The 16,734-nt window shown below is 67.3% G+C and carries 14 protein-coding genes; 10 read left to right on the top strand and 4 right to left on the bottom strand.

What is annotated here, in order from left to right; all coding sequences use genetic code 11:
* The first annotated feature begins 56 nt into the window (after positions 1-56).
* Positions 57-1,910 carry a translation elongation factor 4 gene (lepA, locus tag AC1DBE_RS01935; RefSeq protein ID WP_476903357.1) on the top strand — a complete coding sequence of 618 codons (1,854 nt, stop codon included), beginning with the start codon at positions 57-59 and terminating at the stop codon, positions 1,908-1,910.
* Positions 1,911-1,912: 2 nt separating this feature from the next.
* Positions 1,913-3,151 carry a radical SAM family heme chaperone HemW gene (hemW, locus tag AC1DBE_RS01930; RefSeq protein WP_476878896.1) on the top strand — a complete coding sequence of 413 codons (1,239 nt, stop codon included), beginning with the start codon at positions 1,913-1,915 and terminating at the stop codon, positions 3,149-3,151.
* 30 nt (positions 3,152-3,181) lie between these two features.
* On the opposite strand, the gene AC1DBE_RS01925 is transcribed toward hemW, so the two are convergent.
* Both AC1DBE_RS01925 and AC1DBE_RS01920 read right to left on the bottom strand, forming a co-directional pair.
* On the bottom strand, positions 3,182-3,601 hold the full coding sequence (locus AC1DBE_RS01925) for a DUF4870 domain-containing protein (RefSeq protein ID WP_476903358.1): 420 nt from the start codon (positions 3,599-3,601) through the stop codon (positions 3,182-3,184).
* Positions 3,602-3,722: 121 nt separating this feature from the next.
* The gene (locus AC1DBE_RS01920; protein ID WP_476969440.1) at positions 3,723-4,577 is read right to left on the bottom strand and encodes a DUF3097 domain-containing protein; all 855 of its coding nucleotides are present in this window, start codon (positions 4,575-4,577) and stop codon (positions 3,723-3,725) included.
* Between the two features lie 227 nt (positions 4,578-4,804).
* On the opposite strand from AC1DBE_RS01920, the gene hrcA reads away from it, so the two are divergent.
* The 3 genes from hrcA to AC1DBE_RS01905 all read left to right on the top strand — a co-directional run bounded on the left by hrcA (position 4,805) and on the right by AC1DBE_RS01905 (position 7,798).
* Entirely contained in the window at positions 4,805-5,818 is a 1,014-nt protein-coding gene (gene hrcA / locus AC1DBE_RS01915) for a heat-inducible transcriptional repressor HrcA (protein WP_476879365.1), read from the top strand.
* A 79-nt stretch (positions 5,819-5,897) separates the two neighbouring features.
* The gene (gene dnaJ / locus AC1DBE_RS01910; protein WP_476969439.1) at positions 5,898-7,025 is read left to right on the top strand and encodes a molecular chaperone DnaJ; all 1,128 of its coding nucleotides are present in this window, start codon (positions 5,898-5,900) and stop codon (positions 7,023-7,025) included.
* Positions 7,026-7,027: 2 nt separating this feature from the next.
* Positions 7,028-7,798, top strand: coding sequence for a 16S rRNA (uracil(1498)-N(3))-methyltransferase (locus AC1DBE_RS01905; RefSeq protein ID WP_476969438.1), 771 nt, complete (start codon positions 7,028-7,030; stop codon positions 7,796-7,798).
* Positions 7,799-7,807: 9 nt separating this feature from the next.
* Here the strand turns inward: AC1DBE_RS01905 and AC1DBE_RS01900 are convergent, their stop codons facing one another.
* Positions 7,808-8,749 (bottom strand): GerMN domain-containing protein, encoded by a 942-nt coding sequence (locus tag AC1DBE_RS01900; RefSeq protein ID WP_476969437.1) that lies wholly within the window; start codon positions 8,747-8,749, stop codon positions 7,808-7,810.
* Positions 8,750-9,082: 333 nt separating this feature from the next.
* Here AC1DBE_RS01900 and AC1DBE_RS01895 point away from each other — a divergent pair, with 333 nt between their 5' ends.
* The 5 genes from AC1DBE_RS01895 (at position 9,083) to AC1DBE_RS01875 (ending at position 14,634) form a co-directional block, all read left to right on the top strand.
* Entirely contained in the window at positions 9,083-10,171 is a 1,089-nt protein-coding gene (locus AC1DBE_RS01895; protein WP_476903360.1) for a PhoH family protein, read from the top strand.
* Positions 10,168-10,641, top strand: coding sequence for an rRNA maturation RNase YbeY (ybeY, locus tag AC1DBE_RS01890; RefSeq protein ID WP_476903361.1), 474 nt, complete (start codon positions 10,168-10,170; stop codon positions 10,639-10,641). The genes AC1DBE_RS01895 and ybeY overlap by 4 nt, the downstream gene beginning before the upstream one ends.
* Positions 10,638-11,969 carry a hemolysin family protein gene (locus AC1DBE_RS01885; RefSeq protein WP_476903362.1) on the top strand — a complete coding sequence of 444 codons (1,332 nt, stop codon included), beginning with the start codon at positions 10,638-10,640 and terminating at the stop codon, positions 11,967-11,969. Before ybeY ends, AC1DBE_RS01885 begins: the two co-directional genes overlap by 4 nt.
* Positions 11,953-12,912, top strand: a complete 960-nt coding sequence (gene era, locus AC1DBE_RS01880) for a GTPase Era (protein ID WP_476879372.1) — start codon at positions 11,953-11,955, stop codon at positions 12,910-12,912. Before AC1DBE_RS01885 ends, era begins: the two co-directional genes overlap by 17 nt.
* A gap of 138 nt (positions 12,913-13,050) precedes the next feature.
* Entirely contained in the window at positions 13,051-14,634 is a 1,584-nt protein-coding gene (locus AC1DBE_RS01875; protein WP_476879373.1) for an LCP family protein, read from the top strand.
* Between the two features lie 128 nt (positions 14,635-14,762).
* On the opposite strand, the gene AC1DBE_RS01870 is transcribed toward AC1DBE_RS01875, so the two are convergent.
* Positions 14,763-16,715 (bottom strand): M13 family metallopeptidase, encoded by a 1,953-nt coding sequence (locus tag AC1DBE_RS01870; protein ID WP_476969436.1) that lies wholly within the window; start codon positions 16,713-16,715, stop codon positions 14,763-14,765.
* Positions 16,716-16,734 lie beyond the last annotated feature (19 nt).

Genomic DNA, 16,734 nt, shown 5'->3' with positions numbered 1-16,734 from the left:
CCCATGGATAAGCCCTCAGTACCGCTCCCGCGTATTGCCAACAGTAAGGACCCTGCGTGTCTCCCATGGCCCGCACCGCCCCGGTGCCTGCCGCAACAGATCCGGCCCTCATCCGGAACTTCTGCATCATTGCGCATATTGACCACGGCAAGTCCACGCTGGCTGACCGGATGCTCCAGTACACCGGCGTCGTCCAGTCCCGCGACATGAAGGCCCAGTACCTGGACCGCATGGACATCGAGCGCGAACGCGGCATCACCATCAAGTCCCAGGCCGTCCGTATGCCCTGGGAGCTCGATGACACCAGTTACGCACTGAACATGATCGACACGCCCGGCCACGTTGACTTCACCTACGAGGTCTCTCGGTCCCTCGCAGCCTGCGAAGGCGCCGTCCTCCTCGTGGACGCAGCCCAGGGCATCGAGGCGCAGACCCTCGCCAACCTCTACCTGGCGATGGAGAACAACCTCACGATCATTCCGGTCCTGAACAAGATCGACCTGCCGGCCGCCCAGCCGGAAAAATACGCCGATGAACTGGCCAACCTGATCGGCGGCGACCCGGACGATGTACTGCGCGTCTCCGGCAAGACCGGCGCCGGCGTCGAAGCCCTCTTGGACAAGATCGTCCACGACCTCCCGGCTCCGGTCGGCGACCCGACGGCGCCCGCCCGCGCCATGATCTTCGACTCCGTCTACGACACCTACCGCGGCGTCGTCACCTACGTCCGTGTGGTGGACGGCATGCTGCACCCGCGCGAACGCATCCAGATGATGTCCACCCGCGCCACCCACGAACTCCTTGAAATCGGTGTGAGCTCCCCGGAACCCACCCCGTCCAAGGGCCTGGGCGTCGGCGAGGTCGGGTACCTGATCACCGGCGTGAAGGACGTCCGCCAGTCCAAGGTCGGCGACACCGTCACCAACCTGGCCAAACCCGCCAGCGAGTCCCTCGCCGGCTACGCCGACGCCAAGCCGATGGTTTTCTCCGGCCTCTACCCGCTGGACGGCACCGACTACCCGGTGCTCCGCGACGCGCTCGAGAAACTGATGCTCAACGACGCCGCGCTGGTCTACGAACCGGAAACCTCCGCTGCCCTGGGCTTCGGCTTCCGCGTGGGCTTCCTGGGCCTGCTGCACTTGGAGATCACCCGTGAGCGGCTCGAACGCGAATACAACCTGGACCTGATCTCCACCGCGCCAAACGTGGAGTACGAGGTGACGCTTGAGGACAAGAAGGTGGTCCACGTCACCAACCCCAGCGAATACCCCACCGGCAAGGTCGCAGAGGTCCGCGAGCCGATGGTTTCCGCCACCATCCTGGCACCGAACGACTTCGTCGGCGCCATCATGGAGCTGTGCCAGAGCCGCCGCGGCGTGATGGGCGGCATGGACTACCTGTCCGAGGACCGGGTGGAGATCCGTTACCGCCTGCCGCTGGCCGAGATCGTCTTCGACTTCTTCGACATCCTCAAGTCCAAGACCCGCGGCTACGGCTCGCTGGACTGGAAGGCCGACGGCGACCAGGTCGCCGACCTCGTCAAGGTGGACATCATGCTCCAGGGCGAACAAGTGGACGCCTTCAGCGCCATCACGCACCGCGACAAGGCCTACGCCTACGGAGTGATGATGACCGGCAAACTGCGCGAACTGATCCCGAGGCAGCAGTTCGAGGTGCCGATCCAAGCAGCCATCGGCTCCCGGATCATCGCCCGCGAGAGCATCCGTGCCATCCGCAAGGACGTCCTCGCAAAGTGCTACGGCGGTGACATCACCCGTAAGCGCAAGCTGCTCGAGAAGCAGAAGGAAGGCAAGAAGCGCATGAAGATGGTGGGCCGCGTCGAGGTACCGCAGGAAGCCTTCATCGCCGCCCTGACCACCGAAGAGTCCAAGGACAAGGCCAAGAAGTAGCCATGCCAAGCGCGCTTCCCCTCGGTGACCCCGCGCCGTCGGACGGGCTCCTGCCCGCCCAGGCGCTGGAGGGCGCCGCGGACCGGGCTTTCGGGCTCTACGTCCACATCCCGTTCTGCGCCGTCCGCTGCGGCTACTGTGACTTCAACACCTACACCGCCACGGAGCTGGGCGGCGGCGCCTCGCAGGACGCGTATGCCAGCACAGCCGTCGCCGAAGTCGATTTCGCCGGCCGGGTCCTGAAGGCCTCGGGCCTGCCGGAGCGGCGGCTGGGCACGGTGTTTTTCGGCGGCGGGACACCCACGCTGCTGCCGGCGGAGGACCTCGCGAAGATCCTCGCCGCCGCGATCGGTACCTGGGGCCTGGAACCCGGCGCCGAAGTCACCACGGAAGCCAACCCGGATTCGGTCACGCCCGAATCCCTCCAGCTGCTCGCGGACGCCGGGTTCACCCGGGTGTCTTTCGGTATGCAGTCCGCAGTGCCCCACGTCCTCAAGGTCCTGGACCGAACGCACACGCCCAGCCGTGTGCCGCAGGTCGTCCAGTGGGCCCGGGACGCCGGCCTGGCGGTGAGCCTGGACCTGATCTACGGGACTCCCGGCGAGTCGTTGGATGACTGGCGGTTTTCGCTGGAAACCGCGTTGTCCTATGGACCGGACCACATCAGCGCCTACGCGCTGATCGTGGAGGACGGCACCAAGCTGGCCGCCCAGATCCGCCGCGGCGAAGTGCCGGGGATCGACGACGACGACCACGCGGCCAAATACGAGCTCGCCGAAGAACTGATCTCCGCTGCTGGCCTGGGCTGGTATGAGGTCAGCAACTGGGCGCGCACCCCGGACCAGGCCTGCCGGCACAACCTGGCCTACTGGCGCGGGGACGACTGGTGGGGGATTGGCCCCGGGGCGCATTCGCACGTCGGCGGCGTCCGCTGGTGGAACGTCAAACATCCCACGGCTTATGCCGGGCGGCTGGCCTCGGGTGTGTCACCCGCGGCTGGCAGGGAAACCCTCGACGCGGAAACCCGGGACATGGAACGCGTGATGCTCGAAGCGAGGCTGGTGACCGGCCTGGCGATTACCAGCCTGGGCGGCCTGGGCGACACCGGCCGCCACGCCATCGCCGGTCTGATTGCGGACGGCCTGGTGGACCCGGCGGCTGCCTTCAAGGGGCGCCTAGTGCTGACCCTCCGGGGCCGGCTGCTGGCCGACGCCGTTGTCCGCCGGATCCTGCCGGACTGACCTGCATGACCCGGCGCAATTAGTCCGGCGCTACTTGATCCAGCGGAGGTTGTAGTCGTAGCGGTGCGGCTGGCCACGGTTGACGTGGATGCCGGCCGCGACGGAGAAGCAGGCGAGGGCGATCCAGATGAGGGTCGCCAGCACGGCGAACAAGTTGCCGACCACCGGAATAAAGACCAGGAGATTGGCCACCACCGCGGCGATGGTGGGCGGCAGGGTGAAGTTCAGCGCCTCTTTTGATTCCTGGGCGGTGAACGGGCCCCGGTCCTTGAAGATCAGGTAAATCAGCAGTGCGGGGATGCAACCCAGGATGCCGCCGAAGTGCGCGAGGGTGGCCCACTGCCGGTCCTCGGCCGCCGTCAGCGGCAGTGCATTGGCGGGAACGCCGTGGTACGGAGGCTGGTCGTGACCGGCCTGGTGGTCCGGGTGTTCGCGTGCGTCTTCTGACACGTTTCATCCTTTGGATTGCGGTGGAGCTGCGGTACGGCAACGAGCAGCGGCTGCCGCAGTTCGCAGCAGGCGCCCTTCAAGAATACGTGCTCCGGCCGCCGGACGACGCACCCGGCCGGCGTTAGGGCACAGTGAGGAAGTCGATAACCTCTTCCACCCGGCCCAGGAGCGAGGGCTCCAGGTCCGCGTAGCTGCGCACGGCGCCGAGCAGCTTCTGCCAGCCCAGGCCGATGTCCTCCTTGGTGCTGTGCGGCCAGCCGAAGGCCGTCAGGATGCCGGTCTTCCAGTCCACGCCGCGCGGAATCACGGGCCACCGTTCAATGCCGAGGACCGCCGGCCTGATCGCCTGCCAGACGTCCACATACGGGTGGCCGACAATCAGGACGTTGCCGGCGGCACCCGGGGACGCCATCACGGCGTCGGCGATGCGGGATTCCTTCGAATCGGGGACCAAGTGGTCCACGAGGACGCCCAGGCGGCGACCGGGGCCGGGCCGGAAGTCCCGGACGGCGACGGCGAGGTCGTCAATGCCGTGCAGGGGTTCGACGACGATGCCCTCCACCCGCAGGTCATCGCCCCAGACTTTCTCAACGAGTTCGGCGTCGTGCTTGCCTTCCACCCAGATCCGGCTGGCCTTCGCCACCTGGGCGCGCTGCCCTTCGACGCGGACGGAACCGGACGCGGTCCGGACGCTCCGGGCGGGGCCGGCCGGGGCAGCCCGCGGGGCCGGCGGCATCAGCCGGATGGGCTGCCCCTCGAGCAGGAAACCGAAGCCCAGCCGGAAGGACCGCGACTTACCGCGCCGGTCCTCCAGGGCCACGACGTACATACCCCCGGATTTCTCCACCCGGGTCACGGCGCCGACCCAGCCGGACTGCACGTCCTCCAGCACCATTCCGCGTTCCACCGGGATCTCGGGCAGTTGGGCCTTGGCGGGCGCGGTGAGATCCTGCGCACCCCAGTTCTCGTACGACATCTGCTACACACTGCTTTGCACTCGGGAAATTCGGGGAAGGACCATGGGCGCGGCGCGTTGTCTGCCCGGAGACACGGTTCCCGGGGTTCACGCCCGCAGCGAATCCAATGCTAACAACGGCGCGACTCATATTAGACTGGTTAGCACTTAGGCATGTCGAGTGCTAACCGGGGGATTCAGGACCGGCCGGCACCGGCGAAGCGATACGTGTCGATTGGAGGTGGAGCGTGAGCGAGCCACGCAAACTCGAAGTGCTGCGCGCCATCGTCGAGGACTACGTCCACTCCCGCGAGCCCGTGGGGTCCAAAGCGTTGGTGGAGCGCCACCATTTGGGCGTTTCCAGCGCGACGATCCGCAATGACATGGCCGCACTGGAAGACGAGGGCCTGATCACGGCACCGCACACCAGTGCCGGCCGGATCCCAACGGACAAGGGTTACCGCCTGTTCGTGGATCAGATCTCTGCGGTCAAACCCCTGTCGCAGGCGGAGCGCCGGGCTATCCAGGCGCTCCTTGAGGGATCCGACGACCTCGACGACGTCCTTGACCGGACCGTGCGGCTGCTGTCGCAGCTGACCAACCAGGTGGCCGTGGTCCAGTACCCGCTGCTGAGCCGCGCCCGCGTCCGGCACATAGAGTTCGTGCTCCTGGCCCCGCGCAAAGTACTGACGGTGCTGATCGCGGACACCGGCAAGGTGGAACAGCGCGTGATCGACGTCGGACAGGACTTCGGCGACGACGCCCTGGCAGAGCTTCGTGCCCTGTTCCTCAATCGGCTCGCCGGGACGCGGTTGAGCCTGCTGCCGCAGTCGTTGCAGGCCGTGGTGGACAGCTGCCCGCCGGTGCGGCGCGGCCCCGCCCAGGCCCTGGCGCGGGGGCTGGAATCCCTGGCCGCCAGCAGCCGCGAGGAGCGGATGGTGATGGCCGGTACGGCCAATCTGGCGCGCTCCAACGTGGATTTCCCGCTCAGCATCGGTCCCGTCCTCGAGGCGCTGGAGGAGCAGGTAGTGATGCTGCGGCTGCTTAGCGACATGGCCCAGGACCCCCGCGGCGTCACCGTCAGCATCGGCCGGGAGAACCCCTACGACGGGTTGTCTGAAGCCTCCGTGGTTGCCACCGGCTACGGGCCGGACGCGACTGCCAAGGTAGGGGTCCTCGGCCCCACCCGAATGGACTATCCCACCACCATGGCCGCCGTGCGCGCGGTGGCCCGCTACCTGTCCCGGATCCTCGGCCCCTGACGGGCGGACCCGGTCACCACTTTGTTGCCTCTACCAGGCAGTGCCCCACTGGCAGTACAAAAAGGAAGAGATACACACTTTGAGCAGCCACTACGACGTTCTTGGAGTCTCCCGCGAAGCGACGGGCGAAGAGATCAAGAAGGCCTACCGCAAGCTTGCCCGGACCCTGCACCCGGACGTCAATCCCGGTGATGACGCCTCGGAGCGCTTCAAGGCGGTCACCCACGCCTACGAGGTCCTCTCCGACCCGCAGAAACGCCGCGTCTACGACACCACGGGCAACGAGAACGGGACGGACAACGGATTCGGCGGCGGCTACGCCGGCCAGGGCTTCGCGTTCCAGGACATCTTCGAGACGTTCTTCGGCGGGGCGGGCGGCCAGGGCGGTCCCGCGTCCCGGGTCCGGCGCGGCCAGGACGCCTTGATCAGCGTTCGGATCGACCTCCGGGACGCCGTGTTCGGCGTCAACAAGAAGCTGGAAGTGGACACGGCCGTCACTTGCCCCACGTGTGAGGGTTCCTGCTGCCGCGAGGGCAGCCACCCCGAACGCTGCGACATCTGCGGCGGAAGCGGCCAGGTCCAGCGCGCCGTGCGCTCCATCCTTGGCCAGGTCATGACCACGGCCCCGTGCGGAAGCTGCGAGGGCTTCGGCACCGTCATCAAGGACCCGTGCAACGAGTGCGCCGGCCAGGGCCGCATCCGCAGCCGCCGCTCCCTGACCGTGAAGGTCCCCGCCGGTGTGGCCACCGGCACCCGCATCCAGCTCTCCGGCCAGGGCGAGGCCGGTCCCGCCGGCGGCCCCGCGGGAGACCTGTACGTCGAGATCAGGGTCAACAGCGACTCCACCTACGTGCGCGAAGGCGATGACCTGCACGCCAGCCTGAACATCCCCATGACGGCCGCAGCCCTGGGCACCGAAGTGACCCTGGAAACCTTTGACGGCGAACAGGAGATCGACGTCAAGGCCGGGACCCAGTCCGGCGAGGTCATCACCCTCCGTGGCCTGGGTGTGACTCACCTGCGCGGCTACGGCCGTGGCGACCTGAAGGTCCACCTGCAGGTGGACACGCCCGGCAAACTCGACGCCGCCCAGGAGGACCTGCTCCGGCAGCTCGCCAAACTCCGCGGCGAGCAGTTCACCGAAGGCAAGCTCGCAGCCAGCGGCGGCGTGTTCGCAAAGCTGCGGGGACGGCTGGGTAACCTGTAGCAGTGAGCAACCCCGTCTTTTTCACCCCCGCAGGCACCCTGGACCAGCTGGTTCCCGGCGCGCACTTCGTCCTGGACGGCGCCGAGGCGCGCCATGCGGTGACGGTCAAGCGGCTGGCTGTGGGGGAGTCCGTTGACATCGCCGACGGCGCCGGGAAACGCATCACCGGCACCGTCACGGCCGTGGCGCCGCAGGAGCTGACGGTGGAGTGCGGTGCCCTGGCCGAGGAGCCACGGCCGGAGGTGCGGCTCGTGCTGGTGCAGGCCCTGGCCAAGGGCGACCGCGACGAACTCGCCGCGGAGACCGCGACCGAGCTGGGGATCGACGCCGTGATCCCCTGGCAGGCGGAGCGCTCGATCGTGCGGTGGAAACCCGAACGCGCAGCCAAAGCCCACGCTAAATGGCAGTCGGTGGTGACGGCCGCCGCGAAGCAGGCCCGGCGTGCCTGGATCCCGGAGGTCCGCGCCGCCGTGGACGCCAACGGGCTGCAGGCCGCCGTCGCCGCCGCGGACCTTGCCGTGATCCTGCATGAGGACGCGGTCCGGCCGCTGCGGCGGGTGTTGGAGGCCTGGCATGCCGACGCCGGCGACGGCGGAGGGTCCCGCGAGGTGCTTCTGATCGTTGGGCCCGAAGGCGGGATCAGCCCTCGTGAGGTGACCCGGCTCTGTGATGCCGGTGCGGTCACGGCCCTGCTGGGCCATCACGTGCTGCGTTCGTCCACCGCGGGCCCGGCCGCCACTGTTGTGGCCAGCGACATCCTCGGCCGCTGGTAAACCGCCGGGCTAGCGGACGGTGAACCCGCGGGTATCGACGTTGAGGTCCTGAACCTTGCCGGTCGGGTCCACCTGCGAGACCCGTGCCTCGTAATTCCCCTGGCCGAGGTTCACGGAGATGTTGAACAGGCCGGACTGGGCGGCGTCGGCGGACGCCGTGACGCTGCCGTTGAGATAGGGCGTCTTGTTGGTGCCGTCGACCCGCAGGATCTCCCAGTGCAGCTTTCCGCCGGGGACGGTGCTCCGGCCGGAGATTTTGACCGAACCGTCGGCTTCCTGGGTGCCCTCCTGCGGATCAATGATCCACACCGGCGCCACCATTCCCGCGCTGCGTGATGTGGGGGAGCCGAGCCGCACCCGGTTGAAGGCGACGTAGTCGGTATGGCCGTCGACGAGGATTACCACCTGGATCTGCTGCCCGGTATCGGTCAGCCCGGAACTGGCCCCGGCCGCGGTGGCTGTGTAGACCAGCTGCTGGATAGCGCGCTCGGCCATGTCGCCGTCGACATTGCTGTTGAACGCATCCGCGGAGACGTCCACGGTGATCACGTTCTTGCCGGAAATCGACGTGGCCAGCAGCCGGGGGTTCTGCCACGGGGTGAAGAAGTCAGGGTCCAGGGGTTTTTCCGACATCATGACCCGCAGGGCCCGCGTGATCGGATTGTCGTCCTGGGAGACATCCCGGAATTCGCGGTACAGGAAAACGTTGTTGTTGCTGCGCCCGATCCAGTACACCGGGGCCTTGTTGGACGCCTGCGTGGACTCCAGGGGTGCACTGGTGGTGGCGATCCCTGCGGCTGGCCCCGGAACCGCCTGTGACGGCGTCGTCGAGTTTGTGATCCCCGGCTGGGGCGTGGCCACGCAGCCGGACAGTGCGAGGGCGACGGCGGCAGGCAGCACAAGGCGCAACAGGCCGCGGCGCGTACGCCGTCCTGCAGTTGTCCTGGTCATTCCACGCCTGCTGATGGTCTGGTTCCCTTGCTGTTGCCCCGTCGAATCCGGCTCGTGCCGGGAAGGGCCCAATCCAGCATGTCACAGCGGCCTTGGAGTGCAGCCGGGTTTGCGGGCTGCCGGACGAACTGCAACGGGAACGATATGAGGCCGATATGAAGTTGATACCTAAAGACGCCGCCGCCCGGCCCGCGCGGCCACGGGACTGCACTGGCGTAAGATGGAAGGACCCGCTGGAACCCGGCGCGGACGGCCCCGACCGCCGTCGGCCGGCAACTGCAGCGGGCGACCGTTTCCGAACTGGAGGGGACCAGAGGCCCGCGGGCCAACACTATGACTGAAGCAGCCAACGGCAAGGCGCGGATCAGCGCGAGCGAGCGCACCGCAGGGGAATTCCCCCACTCCCTCCCAGGCCTGCGGACGGAGGTGGTCGTCTTCGACAATTCCGATCAGATGGTGCAATCCCTGGGCAGTCACGACGAGGCCCTGCGCTTTATTGAAACCCAGTTCCCGAACGTAGATTTCCACGTTCGCGGCAATGAACTCTCCATCAACGGCCCGGCCGCCGACGTGCCCCGGATCATGCGCCTGCTCAACGAGGTGCGGGGACTCGTGGCACGCGGAACGGTGATCACCCCCGCCGTTCTCCAGCAACTCGTGTCCCTGCTGCGCACACAGTCGCTGCAGAATCCGGTGGAGGTCCTGACCCACAACATCCTCTCCAGCCGCGGCAAGACCATCCGGCCCAAGACGCTGAACCAGAAAAACTACGTTGACGCGATCGACGCGAACACGGTGATTTTTGGAATCGGGCCCGCCGGCACCGGCAAGACCTACCTGGCCATGGCCAAGGCCGTCCAGGCGCTGCAGCAAAAGGAAGTCAACCGGATCATCCTGACCCGCCCGGCCGTCGAGGCGGGGGAGCGGCTGGGCTTCCTGCCCGGCACGCTCAGCGACAAGATCGACCCCTACCTGCGGCCGCTCTACGACGCCCTGCACGACATGATGGACCCCGAATCGATCCCGCGGCTGATGGCCGCCGGCACCATCGAGGTCGCCCCGCTGGCGTACATGCGCGGGCGCACGCTGAACGACGCGTTCATCATCCTCGACGAGGCGCAGAACACCACGCCGGAGCAGATGAAGATGTTCCTCACCCGTCTGGGCTTCGGGTCCAAGATGGTGGTCACCGGTGACGTCACCCAAGTGGACCTGCCCTTCGGCACCCGCTCCGGGCTGCGCATCGTGGAGGACATCCTGCACGGCATCGAAGACGTCAACTTCTCGGTCCTGGACGCCTCCGACGTCGTCCGGCACCGGCTGGTGGGCGACATCGTCAACGCTTACAGCATCTGGGACGAGACACAGAGGAACCGGGTCAAGCATTCTGTCACCCGGGAGAACCGGGGAGAACACGCATGAGCATCGAGGTCAACAACGAATCAGGCGTCGCCGTGGACGAAGCGGAGCTGGTGGCACTGGCACGGTTCGTCTTCGAGCGCCTCTTCATCCACCCGCAGGCGGAACTGTCCATCCTGCTGGTGGACGAGCCCGCGATGGAAAAGCTCCACATTGAGCTTATGGACGAGCCCGGCTCAACCGACGTGCTCTCCGTACCGATGGATGAGCTCACCCCCGGCACCCCGGACAAGCCGACGCCCCAGGGCATGCTCGGCGATATCGCGATCTGCCCGCAGGTGGCCGAGGTCCAGGCCAAGAACGCCGGGCATTCGACCCAGGACGAGATGCTGCTCCTGACCACCCACGGTATCTTGCACCTGCTCGGCTTCGACCACGCGGAACCGGAGGAAAAGGAGGAGATGTTCGGCCTGCAGCGCGAACTGCTCTCCGGATTCACCGGTAAGGACGCCCCGGCAGAGACGATTCAGTGACCCCACTGATTTTGGCCTGCATGGCGCTGGTCTTCCTGAGTTTTGCCGCCGTACTGACTGCGGCCGAGGCCGCCTTCAACTACCTGCCCCGGCACGACGCCGAACTGGCGATCCTGCAAAGCCGCGGGACGGCGCTCAAACGGATCATGGCCCAGCCCGTGGCCCACATGCGTGCCCTGCGGTTCTGGCGCATCTGGTTCGAGATGGCCTCCGCGGTGGCCGTCACCGTGCTCCTGCACAGCATGCTGGACAACGTCTGGCTCGCGGGCCTCGCCGCCACCGGGATCATGGCGCTGCTGGGCTTTGTGATCGTCGGTGTGTCCCCGCGCCAGCTCGGCCGGGTCCACTCGGCCGGCATGGTCCGCTTCGCCGCGCCGCTGATCCGCTGGCTCTGCTGGGTCCTCGGACCCATCCCTGCCTGGCTGGTCACCCTCGGCAGCGCCGTGGCCCCCGGGGCGCCGGCGGACAACGAGGCCTTCTTCAGCGAAGAGGAATTCCGCGAACTCGTCGAACGCGCCAGCGAATCCGACGTCATCGAGGACAACGAGGCCGAGCTCATCCAGTCCGTCTTCGATTTCGGCGACACCCTGGCCCGCTCGGTCATGGTGCCCCGCACCGACATCCTCTGCATCGACTCCGGCTCCAGCCTGCACCGGGCCATGTCCTTGTTCCTGCGCTCCGGCTACTCCCGGATCCCGGTCATCGGCGAGAACACCGACCAGATCCTCGGCATCGTCTACCTCAAGGACGTCGCCGCCGTGATCCACAACCTTCGCCCCGGCGAGGAGCCGCCGGTCGTCGACGAACTGGCCCGCGAAGTCCGTTATGTCCCCGATTCCAAGCCCGTGAGCGACCTGCTCCGCGAGCTGCAAAAGGAATCCACCCACGTGGCGATCGTCATCGACGAATACGGCGGAACGGCCGGACTGGTCACCCTCGAGGACCTCATCGAGGAAATCGTCGGCGAGATTGTGGACGAATACGACACCGAGGCTGCCGAAGCCGTGGAGCTGGGCGACGGCAGTTACCGGGTCAGCGCCCGGATGAGCATCGATGACCTCGGTGAACTTTTCGACCTCGAGCTCGACGACGACGAGGTGGACACCGTGGGCGGCCTCCTCGCGAAGGCGCTCGGCCGGGTGCCGATCGTTGGAAGCACGGTGGCCGTCGACGGCGTCACCCTCCGTGCCGACCGGCTCGAAGGCCGCCGGAACCGCGTCAGCCACATCATTGCGGCGGCCGTTCCAAAGGAAGAAACTGACCTTGACGATCTTCTCGACGAGGCCGAATCAACGCAACAGGGAGTTCCACGTGAGCAAGCAGAATAAGACCGACGGCGGCGCGCCCTTCGGCGGTTACCGGGCCGGGTTCGCGGTGCTGGTGGGACGGCCGAACGCGGGGAAATCCACCCTCACGAACGCCCTGGTGGGCCAGAAGGTCGCCATTACGTCGGCCAAGCCGCAGACCACGCGGCACACCATCCGCGGCATCGTCCACCGCGAGGACGCCCAGCTGATTATGGTCGACACCCCGGGCCTGCACCGCCCGCGCACCCTGCTGGGCAAACGCCTTAACGAACTCGTGGCCGACACGCTCGCTGAGGTGGACGCCATCGGTTTCTGCCTGCCCGCCAACGAGAAAATCGGGCCCGGCGATAAGTTCATCGCGGCGCAGCTTGCCGCGATCGGCAACAAGCCTGTCATTGCCATCGTCACCAAGGCCGACACCGTTGACCGCCAGGCCCTCACCGAGCAGCTGCTGGCCGTCGCCGCCCTGGGCCGCGAGGTGCTCGGGGAGGACGGCTGGCGGGACATTGTGCCCGTCTCCGCCACGGACGGCTTCCAGGTGGGCACCGTCGCCGACGTGCTGATCGGACACATGCCGCCGTCGCCCCCGCTGTACCCGGACGGCCACCTGACCGACGAGCCCGAGGCGGTTATGATCGCCGAACTCATCCGCGAGGCTGCCCTGGAGGGCGTCCGCGACGAGCTCCCGCACTCCCTGGCCGTCGTCGTCGACGAGATCGTCCCGCGCGAGGACCGGCCCGAGGACCGGCCGTTCCTGGACGTCCGCGTCAACCTCTACGTCGAACGCCCCTCCCAGAAGGCAATCATCATCGGCAAGGGCGGCGCCCGGCTGCGCGAGGTCGGGACCACCGCACGCAAGGCCATTGAGGCGCTGCTCGGGGCCCGCATCTACCTCGACCTGCACGTCAAGGTCGCCAAGGACTGGCAGCGGGATCCCAAGCAGCTGGTGAAACTGGGCTTCTAGGCCCACTGACCGGCCGCCGCTTGCCGCCGGACCGGGCCGCGCACACGCCGCGGCCCCGCGCGGGCATGCCCATCGGGTTTTTCCCAGACTCGGCCCGTAAAATAGGGAAACTCCCGTTCGCTAAGGAAGGCACCACCCGTGGTTCGACCCCCTGATAACCGTGCAGACGGAACCGGCCGTCCGGTTCGGTCCCACGCGGCTGCCCGGCATACGGGCGACTCCTCCGTCGGCCCGGCGCGCCATCTGGGGGGCGCCCGGCGGATCCCCACCTGGCTGAAAGCCACCACGATCGTGCTCTCCGTGCTGCTGGTCGGCGTCATCGCTTTTGGGGCCTACTGGGTCATCCGACTGCAAGGCAACATCAGCACCGAAGCCCTCGGCGCCGGCAACAACCGCACCGAGGCGGCCCCCGACGACGCCACCGGGCGCATGCAGATCCTGATCCTGGGCACGGATACCCGGGACGGCAAAAACTCGCAGTACGGCAGCAAGGATGACTCCTCCGGCTACGGCCACTCCGACGTCATGATGCTGATGGATATCTCGGCGGACAATAAACGCGTCAGCGTCATCAGCTTCCCCCGCGACCTCCTGGTGGACACCCCCGCCTGCAAGGATCCGAAGTCCAACAAGCAATACCCGGCCCAGAGCGGCGTGATGATCAACGCGGCCATGTCCGAGGCCGGCATCGGCTGCGCCGTGGACACCGTCAACAAGCTCACCGGCCTGGAGATCGACCACTTTATGATGGCCGACTTCAACGCCGTCAAGGAACTCTCCAACGCTGTCGGCGGCGTCGACGTTTGCGTCAGCGACTCCATTTACGATCCCGACTCCGGCCTCCGCCTGAAGAAGGGCACCTCACAGGTCAAGGGCGAGCAGGCCCTCGCGTTCGTCCGGACACGGCACGCCTTCGGTGACGGCAGCGACCTCGGCCGGATCAAGGCGCAGCAGGGCTTTCTGTCCTCGCTGGTACGGAAGATCAAGGACGACGGAACCCTGAGCAACCCGGGACGAATGCTCGGGATCGCGGACGCGATCACCAAGAACCTCACCATCGACGAGGGACTGGCATCGGTCCCGACGCTACTCACCGTCGGCAACCGGCTGAAGAACATCGACGTCGGCAAGGTGGCCTTTGTGGCCGCCCCCACCGAGCCTGCGGTCTCCGACACAAACCGGCTCCAGCTGGCCGAACCCGCTGCATCCGAGCTGTTCGCGGCTTTGCGCAAGGACGTCGACCTGACCGATCCCACCGCCAAGCCCTCGCCCACCCCGGCCGCTTCCAGCAGTGCTTCGGCCAGCGCCAAGCCGACGGCCACCAAGGCGCCGGCCGCGCCCGCTTATGACAAGACCCTCCAGCAGGTCGCCGTGGCGAACGGTTCCGGCACCCCGGCAAAAGCCCAGGAAGTGCTCGCTTCCCTCAAGGCCGGCGGCTTCACCCAGACCAGCCAGTTCGATGCCCAGGCGGTCGCCACCACGGCCGTCTACTACGGCGCCGACTACGCCGACGTCGCCGCCGACGTCGCCAAACTGCTGGGGATCCCGGCGCGGCAGGTCCTCCCGGCAGGGGTCAACGGGGTGCAGGTGTACCTTGGCAGCGACTTCAAATCCGGCACCAAGCAGACTGACGCACCGGTCTCGCTGCCGCCGGACATCGTCAACCAGACGGCCGGCGACACCGTCTGCCAGCAGGCGAATCCGGTCCTGATCGTGCCCTAGCCCGATCCCGGGACGCCTAACCCCATCCAGGGACAAAAAACCCCGGGGACACAAAAGAGGAGCCGGCCCACTGTGGGCCGGCTCCTCTTTTGCATAACACCGTTTCGGGGCCGTTGGACGCCCCCCGTTTACCAGATGCTGACGCGGTCCTCCGGTGCCAGCCACATTCCGTCCTGGTCCGTGGTCGCGAAGGCCGTGTGGAACGCATCAAGGTTCTGGGCGATGTTGTTGGTGCGGAACTCGTTGGGGGAGTGCGGATCCGTGGCGAGGCGGCGGATGGCTTCCTCGCTGCGGATCACCTGCCGCCAGCTGGCCGCCCAGGACGCGAAGAACCGCTGGGCGCCGGTGAGGCCGTCCAGGACCGGCGGTTCCTGCCCGCCAAGGCTGATCAGGTACGCCTTGTACGCAATGGTGAGGCCACCGAGATCGCCGATGTTCTCGCCCAGCGTCAGTTTGCCGTTGACGTGCTGGCCGTCCGCCTCGGCAGGGGAGAGGGCGTCGAACTGGGCCACCAGCTTGGCGGTCAGCGCCTCGAAGGCAGTCCGGTCGGCCTCGGTCCACCAGTTCCGGAGCAGGCCGCTGCCGTCGTACTGGGACCCCTGGTCATCGAAGCCGTGGCCGATCTCGTGCCCGATCACGGCGCCGATGCCGCCGTAGTTCACGGCGTCGTCGGCGTCGGCGGTGAAAAACGGCGGCTGCAGGATGGCCGCGGGGAAGACGATCTCATTGAGCAGCGGGTGGTAGTAGGCGTTGACGGTCTGCGGCGTCATCAGCCACTTCTCGCGGTCCACGGGCTGTCCAACCTCGTCCAGGTGCCGGTCGACGTCCGCGCTGTGGGCTCGTTCAACGTTGCCCAGCAGATCCCCGGCGTCCACCACCACGGCCGAGTAGTCGATCCACTTCTCCGGGTAACCGATCTTGGCCCGGAAGGAATCGAGCTTCTTCAGGGCCTCCGTCCGGGTTTCCTCGCCCATCCACGGCAGGCCAGTGATGGAGTCGCGGTACGCCTCGGTCAGGTTCCCCACGAGTGAGCGCATGTGCTCCTTATGGCTCTCCGGAAAGTGCCGGGCCACATAGATCTGCCCGACCGCTTCGCCCAGGGCGGCCTCGACGACGGCGACGCCGCGCTTCCAGCGGTCCCGGTTGCGGGGCGTGCCGCTGAGGGTGGTGCCGTAGAAGGCGAAGTTTGCGTCCACGAACGCCGCGGACAGGTAGGGGGCCGCGGCGCTGACCACGCGGGTGGCCAGCCATTCCTGCCACGTGGCCAGCGGCACCGAGTCCAGGAGCGCTGCCGCCCCTGCGAAGAAGTCCGGGGTGCTTACCACCAGCTCGGCGCGCTTTTCGGCGGCGATGCCGGCGGCGTCGAACCAGTCGGCGAGGAGCGGGAAGAGCTCTGCGGCTTCGTCGGCTGACTTGAGGTTGTAGGTCTTCTGCGGATTGCGGAGGGTGACTTTGTCCCAATGGTGGGATGCCAGGGAGGTTTCCAGTTCCACCACACGTGACGCGGCGGCCCCGGGTTCGGCGATGCCGGCGAGCTCCAGCAGGGTCCGGACGTGCTCCCGGTAGGCCTGCACCATCGGCGCGAATTTTTCCTCACGGTAGTACGACTCGTCGGGCAGGCCGAGGCCGCCCTGCCCGGTGTAGAGCAGGATCCGGTCCGGATTGCCCGCGTCAGGGGCCGGATAAATGTAGAACAGCCCGGACACATCAGCCCGGAACAGCCGCCCGGCCAGCCGGACCAGCTCGGCCACCGACGCGGTGCCGAAGACCTCGGCCAGCCGTTCCCGGATCGGTTCCGCGCCCTTGGCTTCGGCGGCGGCCTCATCCATAAAACTGCTGTAGAGGTCCCCGATCTTGCGTTCAATGCCGGTCGCGGCCTCCCCGCGGCCCGCGGCCTCGATGATGATTTCCTTGACCGCGAGTTCCGAGCCGTCCCGCAGCGCCGTGAAGGTGCCCTCCAGCGGCCGGTCATCCGGAATGGTGGTGGTCTTCAGCCAGCGCCCGTTGAAGTGCCGGTAGAGATCGTCCTGGGGTCGGACACTGGCGTCGATGGTGGCGGGGTCGATTCCGGAAAGCGGCACTGATGCTCCTTCGAGAGGA

The sequence above is a fragment of the Arthrobacter sp. 10T416 genome (assembly GCF_056394165.1).
This window is presented reverse-complemented; position numbering and strand designations above follow the sequence as displayed.